This window comes from Vreelandella sp. L-15, assembly GCF_056857635.1.
Map to the genome: position 1 here is coordinate 1 of NZ_JBSXNN010000026.1, position 6795 is coordinate 6795.

At 49.3% G+C, this 6795-nt stretch carries 9 protein-coding genes and 1 pseudogene; all 10 read left to right on the plus strand.

Annotated features, from left to right (window positions below; genetic code table 11):
* Positions 1-148 precede the first annotated feature (148 nt).
* Positions 149-637 carry a DUF1643 domain-containing protein gene (locus tag AC13CY_RS02535; protein WP_483052256.1) on the plus strand — a complete coding sequence of 163 codons (489 nt, stop codon included), beginning with the start codon at positions 149-151 and terminating at the stop codon, positions 635-637.
* A 100-nt stretch (positions 638-737) separates the two neighbouring features.
* Positions 738-1739 carry a hypothetical protein gene (locus AC13CY_RS02540; protein ID WP_483052257.1) on the plus strand — a complete coding sequence of 334 codons (1002 nt, stop codon included), beginning with the start codon at positions 738-740 and terminating at the stop codon, positions 1737-1739.
* 73 nt (positions 1740-1812) lie between these two features.
* Positions 1813-2520, plus strand: a complete 708-nt coding sequence (locus tag AC13CY_RS02545; RefSeq protein ID WP_483052258.1) for a zinc ribbon domain-containing protein — start codon at positions 1813-1815, stop codon at positions 2518-2520.
* A gap of 10 nt (positions 2521-2530) precedes the next feature.
* Positions 2531-2860 (plus strand): zinc ribbon domain-containing protein, encoded by a 330-nt coding sequence (locus tag AC13CY_RS02550; RefSeq protein WP_483052259.1) that lies wholly within the window; start codon positions 2531-2533, stop codon positions 2858-2860.
* A 491-nt stretch (positions 2861-3351) separates the two neighbouring features.
* Positions 3352-3804: a hypothetical protein gene (locus tag AC13CY_RS02555; RefSeq protein WP_022990378.1), complete on the plus strand. Its 453-nt coding sequence runs from the start codon at positions 3352-3354 to the stop codon at positions 3802-3804.
* 86 nt (positions 3805-3890) lie between these two features.
* On the plus strand, positions 3891-4307 hold the full coding sequence (locus AC13CY_RS02560) for a GNAT family acetyltransferase (RefSeq protein WP_483052260.1): 417 nt from the start codon (positions 3891-3893) through the stop codon (positions 4305-4307).
* Between the two features lie 97 nt (positions 4308-4404).
* Positions 4405-5316 (plus strand): restriction endonuclease, encoded by a 912-nt coding sequence (locus AC13CY_RS02565; RefSeq protein ID WP_014706134.1) that lies wholly within the window; start codon positions 4405-4407, stop codon positions 5314-5316.
* Between the two features lie 117 nt (positions 5317-5433).
* Positions 5434-5751: a TIR domain-containing protein gene (locus AC13CY_RS02570; RefSeq protein ID WP_483052261.1), complete on the plus strand. Its 318-nt coding sequence runs from the start codon at positions 5434-5436 to the stop codon at positions 5749-5751.
* A gap of 29 nt (positions 5752-5780) precedes the next feature.
* Positions 5781-5987, plus strand: a pseudogene (locus AC13CY_RS02575) (IS1380 family transposase); the annotation flags it as partial.
* A 343-nt stretch (positions 5988-6330) separates the two neighbouring features.
* Positions 6331-6795: transposase (locus AC13CY_RS02580; protein ID WP_483052262.1), on the plus strand; the 465-nt coding region annotated here is incomplete at its 3' end.

Below are 6795 nucleotides of genomic sequence, written 5' to 3' on the forward strand. Positions count from 1 at the left end.
GGCTTAGCAAGTAATGTCAAAGGATATAGGAAAATCAACGATGAATGGTATATCGTCTTTGACTGGGATGATTAAGTCTAACAAATGGCTGCTAGGGACTGCATTACGCTGCGCTTCATGCAGCCCCAGAGCCAGGCGTTAAATGCACATGGAAGTTTCGGAGAAAAATGTGAAGAAAGATGCAAAATTATCTGAGTGCCGAAAGTACCGGTTTGCGTTATGGCGTATCTGGGATGATTCAAAGCCCTATGTAATGTTTATTGGCCTTAATCCTTCTACAGCCGACGAAACCGAAGACGACCCAACTCTTACCCGCTGTATCAACTATGCAAAGTCATGGGGTTATGGTGGTGTGTGCATGGCAAATTTATTCTCCTTCCGAGCAACAGAACCAGAAGAGATGCTTGCGGCAACTGACCCCATAGGTCAGGGCAATGACGAGTGGCTTATTAAACTATCGGGCAAAGCTGGCCTTGTTGTTGCTGCATGGGGTAATACTGGCAGGCATATGGGGCGCTCTCAGCAGATAAGGCAGTTGCTACCTAATTTGCACTGCTTAAAAATGAATAAATCGGGTGAGCCTGCGCATCCACTGTATCAAAAAGCAACTTTACAGCCAGTGCCAATGTGCATTTAACAAGTTGCTCAAGTACGTTCCGGGCGCAAAAAGCGCGCCCTCCACGGGACAGCCTACGCTGCGCTTCGGCTGCCCCTTAGCAAGGCGTTAGGAGTTAATAATGGGATTGCTAGATCTGATTTTCGGTTCCAAAAAAAGAAAGGCAACAAATATTAGTCCTCGCGGCGGTAAGCCTGACGAGGAGATTACGTTCTTGGATAAGTTCATCAGAATTTCATCCATAGATTTCTTCGGTCAGTTCAGAAAATCCCCTTCAGGAGAGTGGATTGTAGGCTGGAGCGACAGCAACCCAGAAGGGAGTGCTGGAGGGCACCGTCAGAGCGGACATGGGAAATATGTTCTTTACAATACTGTTGAGAGGAAACTGGTTCTGCAAGGTAATTTGGAGCGGCCTAATTCCGCTGATGTAGCAAACAATGGCAGCTTTTCAATTGAAGATTGGCATTTTGGCAGTGACCTGTCTGGAACATTCTATGTGTTTTCGTGTTCTGGTGATGAACTTGTTAAGAAGAAGTTATCAGCAAATATCCTGAATAGCGCCATTTCAAATAATGGCCTATTGGCTGTTTGCCAAACTGCGAATTCCCCGTCCGGAGGTGATGGCAACTTGCTAGTTGGGTTCCGCGTGAAGGATGGGCATGAGATTTTCTCTATAAATCCTTGTACTGGTTGGGCCGAGAAATATGAGTTTGATGAAGATGATTCTAGATTTGGCGTAGTTTTGAAAGGGGTAGGAACTTTCTTCTACAGCTCAGAAGGGGTTCTGTTGGAGCCACAAGAATTCGATTTGGCGCGCTTGCGTAGCGATAGGTACGAAGTTTCTTTGTTTGCATCCGAGGAAATTGTTAAGTCGGATCAATCCAGCCAGGAATTGGTGGAGGAGGCCCTAAGAGCTAGCTTAAAAGCACTTACGACCGGGGCTGAGAAAAATAATCAATGGAAAGCTATGGCTTTGAAGGTAAAGGGCTTAGCCAATGAACGGCTTGGAAAAGATGACGAGGCTCTCGAAGCCTTCAATGCTGCTCTAGAAATAAACCCAAAGATAGGTGTAAAGCGTAACGCCAATGCGATCAGGAAAAGGCTCAACAACAAAAACTCCTGACAAATGCAGGCAAGGGACGCTCCTGTCGTCGCGCCCCTGCTGCAAGCGTTAGGTGCACAGAGAAGGAGGTACTATGGGCAGCGAGAGTCTGTTCACGAAATGCAAGACATGCGGTAAGGAGATATCAAAATCTGCGAAATCCTGCCCACAGTGTGGTGAGAAACAGAAGAAAATGACCTTCGTTCACTGGATTGGAGTTGTGTTTTTGGGATTGATCTTGGTTGGAATTATGAATACTCCAGAAGATGAGTCCTCATCTGGTGAAATGGAAGCATCTTCAGATGCCGCCAGTAGTGAGCGCTCACTTGAGTCAAGGATGCCAGAAGGGCAGCGTACCTTCGTACAAGTGGTATCAGATCATGCTGCGGAGTTTGGAGAATCTAGGAATGAATTGCAGGAATCTAGAGTACGCGACCGTAGGAAAGAAGCAATATCAGCGACATTAGATAGCCGTTCAATTAGTTTTTGGGTTGGTACGATTAATCAGCTTGAAACCAACATGGATGGAAAGGCAATTTTGTCAGTCCGTATCGCCCCCAACATTGATATCAAAACATGGAATAACGCGTTTTCTGACCTATCGTCAAATACGCTTATTGAAAAAGATTCTCCGATTTATAACAGTCTTCTTGATTTATCAAACGGGCAACGTGTAGTGTTTTCCGGTTCGTTCTTCCCTTCAGAAAGCGACTTTATTGAAGAAACAAGCATAACAATTCAGGGTTCTTTGAAAAACCCGGAATTCTTGTTCCAATTTTCATCCGTAAGACCAATAAACTAAGGAGTAAACCATGGCGTTAATCAATTGCCCGGAATGTCAGACAGAAGTTAGCGATACCGCGCTGAAATGTGCGAAATGTGGGGTGCAGTTAAGGAAGCCAAAACGAGGGTTCTTCGGAAAACTGGTAAAATGGAGTTTTATCGGTTTCAACATATTGATGGCTGTATGGCTTATCGGTGGTATGGGTGCAGCAACTGAAGGCATGGATGCAATGTCAGAAGCTGAGAGGGCTGGCGCTACAATCGGTACAGGTATTGGTGCGGCGATGATACTGGGGCTGTGGGTCGTCGGCGACATAATTTTAGGGTTGTTCGTGTTGTTTACTCGCCCAAAGTCATAAGCACCTAACAATCGCGTTAACTCGGACTGGATAAAGCTGCGCCGCTTCGCTATGCAGCTTTATCCAGCCGGTTACGCGTGGCGTTAATGGCCCGGCATTCGTGAGTTTTTGGCAGGTGGGGTGCAAAGGCCTTGGCACCGGGATTGGTTGTAAGCCCGCTCACTCTGGTGACCGCCAAGGCCGGAAAATGCGCTGTCTGGTTTGGTTGCCACAATGGCCAGCAGTGTTGGTATTCATGACGCGCCCCAGTCGTGGGGCCGTCCGTCTCAAATGGTAATCGGTCGGGTAGCGTTTGCGTTCTGGTTCCTTTCTCCATCCGTCGAGTTGGTGCAAGCTGTCCGGGAGAGGGCATGCGGCCTGGGTTTCCAGGCTTAACCATGGTGGTGAACGGCCATTAACCAGGCGGTCAACCGGACGCCAAAAGCGTACCGCTTTTGGTTCCCTCCGCTGCGCTCCGGCGCCGGTTACCTTCGCGTTATGCATAGAGAGTTATGAGAGAACTCATCGAGATCGTTATCAAGGTTTTTGCTGCCTACCTGGTCTTTAGCACTTTGGGGAATTACATTCCGCTTGCTCTGGTTCCAGACGCATTTAGTGGCCAACATTCGCCACACATTTGGTTCCTTGCTGCAGGCGTCTCTGTGCCAATCGTTATCGGCATGGTTTTGTGGCTCAGAGCGCCAAAGATCTCCAAGGCTGCTCTTTCCTCAGAAGCCAGCGGGCCTGTCATCCCAGAAAGCGGTGTCGTATCTGCTGGCGTGTTTTTAATTGGCGTTTATTGGTTCGTTCGCTCTGTAAGTGTGCTGCTGACTCAAGTGGGCTCTCAGGTGTCGATAAACTATGGTTGGTGTGTGGTTTTGGTCTTGTCTGTCGGTCTGATTCTCGGTAACAGCTTTATCGCCAAGATGTTCCGAAAGATTCGTGCTGCGGGCAACAATGCATAACCAATCGCTTAAGTACGTTCCCGGCCTGACGGCCGTCCACCGGACGTCCCTGACGGGCCGCCGCTTAGCTTCGCGTTAACGAGAATATGAACATACGACCTTATCAAGACAAAGACCGATTGGCGGTGATAGCACTATGGGAAGAGACTGGTCTCGCAGTGCCTCAGAACGACCCTGGGAAGGATATTGACCGGAAGATGGAGGTCGATCCTGATTTGTTTCTGGTTGGCGAAAGTGACGGAGAAGTCGTCGTCACCGTAATGGCAGGCTATGAAGGCCACCGTGGATGGATAAACTATCTGGCTGTCAGACCGAGCCACCAAAGGAATGGCTACGGCCGCCTTTTGATGGAGACAGCAGAAAGCCTTTTAGGAAAAAAGGGGTGCCCAAAAATCAACCTGCAAGTCCGGAACACCAACGCCGACGTAATTGAGTTCTACTCAGCTATTGGTTACGGAGATGATCAGGTTATAGGCATGGGCAAGAGATTGGTCCATGATTAGAGAATCGTTAACAAAGCGCATCACTACACGGCCTGTCGGCCGTCGGATGCTCGCAAGCTCGCACCGGTGTGCGCGGCGTTAAGTTCTTGGGAGTTCCGTGAAGATTCGATACATAAAACTAGGCGACGGCGGGAAGTGGGAACGCCACTGCATCGAAGAACAGCAGACGCTTAGACTCGGGTACGAAAGCCCACACCATCAGGAATCGTTAAGTGGTGAATGGGATACTGTTCGCAATTTTTGGCTTTCTGCTAGAAATGGAAATCAAGGCGCGGCGAGCCGCGACTTGAATCAGATTCGTGATTTTTATGAGCTTTCAGAATCAGATATCTGGATTACGTTTTACCAGAGAAGGCTGTACTGGTGCCATGCTCATAAAGAAGTTCACGAACTCGAGGATGGCAGTAGAATCAGAAACGTCATAGGCTCCTGGAGTTGTTACGATAAGAAAGGAAGCCCCCTTTCCATCGAGAATATCGATGGCAGAATTACGAAGGTTCAGGGGTATCGTGGCACTATTTGCGGGGTCGAGCTTCCAGAATATCTGCTGAGAAAAATTAACGGCGAAGTTCAGCCTGAAATTCAGTCAACGAAAGAAGCTTTGGCAGCTTTGAAGGTTAATATTGAAAACCTTATCAAAGGGCTGTGGTGGAATGACTTTGAACTACTCATTGACTTGATTTTTTCCCAGTCCGGTTGGCAGCGGATATCAGTGCTAGGAAAGACAGAAAAGGATATCGATCTTGACGTCTTTTCTCCTGTTACGCAGAAGCGCGCGTTCGTCCAGGTAAAGTCCACCACAACAGCGAATCAAATCCAAAGCTACCGCGAAATATTCAACCAACACCATCAGTATGACGAGATGTATTTTGTCTTTCATACCTTTTCAGGAAATCTCGAGAACCTGAACATAGATGATCCAAGGGTTGCTGTGTGGGATATTTCAAGAGTAGCCGATTTAGTAATAAACGCAGGTTTGATAGGTTGGCTGCTTGCGAAGAGAACTTAACAATCGGCTGCACAGCGACCGGTTTTCCGCCGCTTCGCGGCTCCAAACCGACGCGTGAGCCGGGCGTTAGAGTCATTAGCGCCAGATTGTGAAGATAATTGGATAAGGAGATAGTTCGTGCCCTACTTACATAATTACAGACTGTTTATAAGCCATGCGTGGAGCTATAGCGAGAGATACGAGCGCGCTATCAACTTCATCAATGATGCTCCAAATTTTTCTTGGACGAATTTTTCTGTGCCGATTGACAGAAAGTTCGAACAGATGTCTCGACGGGACTTAGAAGAAGAACTTCGTCAACAAATTCGCCCCGTTCAGTGCGTGGTTGTTCTGGCAGGAATGTATGCAGCTCATAGCGACTGGATTCAATTTCCTGAATCCGTGAGACCGGCCCCCGGAAGCACTTCTAACCCACTGACCTGCATGGCAATATAGCCATTATCGCCATTCACCCAGACAGTGCCATGCCTAACATAAAGTTCCGCGCCAGTTGCCGCACCCCCACCAGCCACGCCGGGCTGTCCATCATCGGGCAATGCTTCGAGATCGCTGGCGTCGACAGCATCGACAGCCGCTTCCCCACCACGCTGGGCATGCGCACCAGTGACGTGATCAAGAGCTACCTGGGCCTGCTGTGTCTGGGCATGAGCGACTATGACGCTGTCGAGAACGGGCTTGCGAAAGCCAACTTGCACGGGGCGAATGATCAAAAAGTGCTCGCTGGCGGTGATAGGGAAAGTGTCGGCGCCGGCTTCACGGATTCAGGTATCAGTGAGAAAGACTCTGTGGCTCGCCTGAGAAGCCTATCGAAACCACCGATACCGGCTTCGTGCAAAGACAGCTGCATGCCTAAAGCGATGGTTTCTTAAAGGTGGGACACACCTCGTCGGGCTCTTGGCGGAAATGTTTTGACAGCTAGCCCGGATTTCTCACAGGGTATAAAAGAAAGCGGCTGAAAGTGCTATGATTTCAATAACCTAACCAATCCATCAAGCACCAACAGCCGCTTCCAAAATGGTACCTGAAAAGCTGACCTTCTCGCCACTCTCACGCCGCCAAATTGAAGCCGACTTCTCCGGGGGCCACATTACGTCGGACGCCGGATTACTCCTGCTTCGTGAAGTCGATAAACAGCATCGCCTGACACGCCGCTTGGCCGCCGTGCTTCATGATCCCCGCGCACCGGAACAGGTTCGTCATAAGCTCAACACTTTGGTTCGTCAGCGGGTGTTCGGTGTCGCCGCTGGCTATGAAGATTTCAACGACCATGAGGCCCTGCGCTATGATCAGGCCCTTCAGACAGCGCTCGGTGAAGAGGATACGCTGGCAGGCAAGTCGACGCTGTGCCGGGTGGAGCAGAACGCCGATCGGCAAGCAATAGTGAAGGCCCATGAGTTGCTGTGGCATCACTTCATTGAACAGCATGACGAACCACCAAAGGAGATCGTGCTGGACTTTGATGGCACCGACATCCCCGTG

Bases quoted from the DNA above. Each gene is read 5' to 3' on its own strand.
- AC13CY_RS02535 (WP_483052256.1), top strand. From the start codon at position 149: ATGGAAGTTTCGGAGAAAAATGTGAAGAAAGATGCAAAATTATCTGAG.
- AC13CY_RS02540 (WP_483052257.1), top strand. From the start codon at position 738: ATGGGATTGCTAGATCTGATTTTCGGTTCCAAAAAAAGAAAGGCAACA.
- AC13CY_RS02545 (WP_483052258.1), top strand. From the start codon at position 1,813: ATGGGCAGCGAGAGTCTGTTCACGAAATGCAAGACATGCGGTAAGGAG.
- AC13CY_RS02550 (WP_483052259.1), top strand. From the start codon at position 2,531: ATGGCGTTAATCAATTGCCCGGAATGTCAGACAGAAGTTAGCGATACC.
- AC13CY_RS02555 (WP_022990378.1), top strand. From the start codon at position 3,352: ATGAGAGAACTCATCGAGATCGTTATCAAGGTTTTTGCTGCCTACCTG.
- AC13CY_RS02560 (WP_483052260.1), top strand. From the start codon at position 3,891: ATGAACATACGACCTTATCAAGACAAAGACCGATTGGCGGTGATAGCA.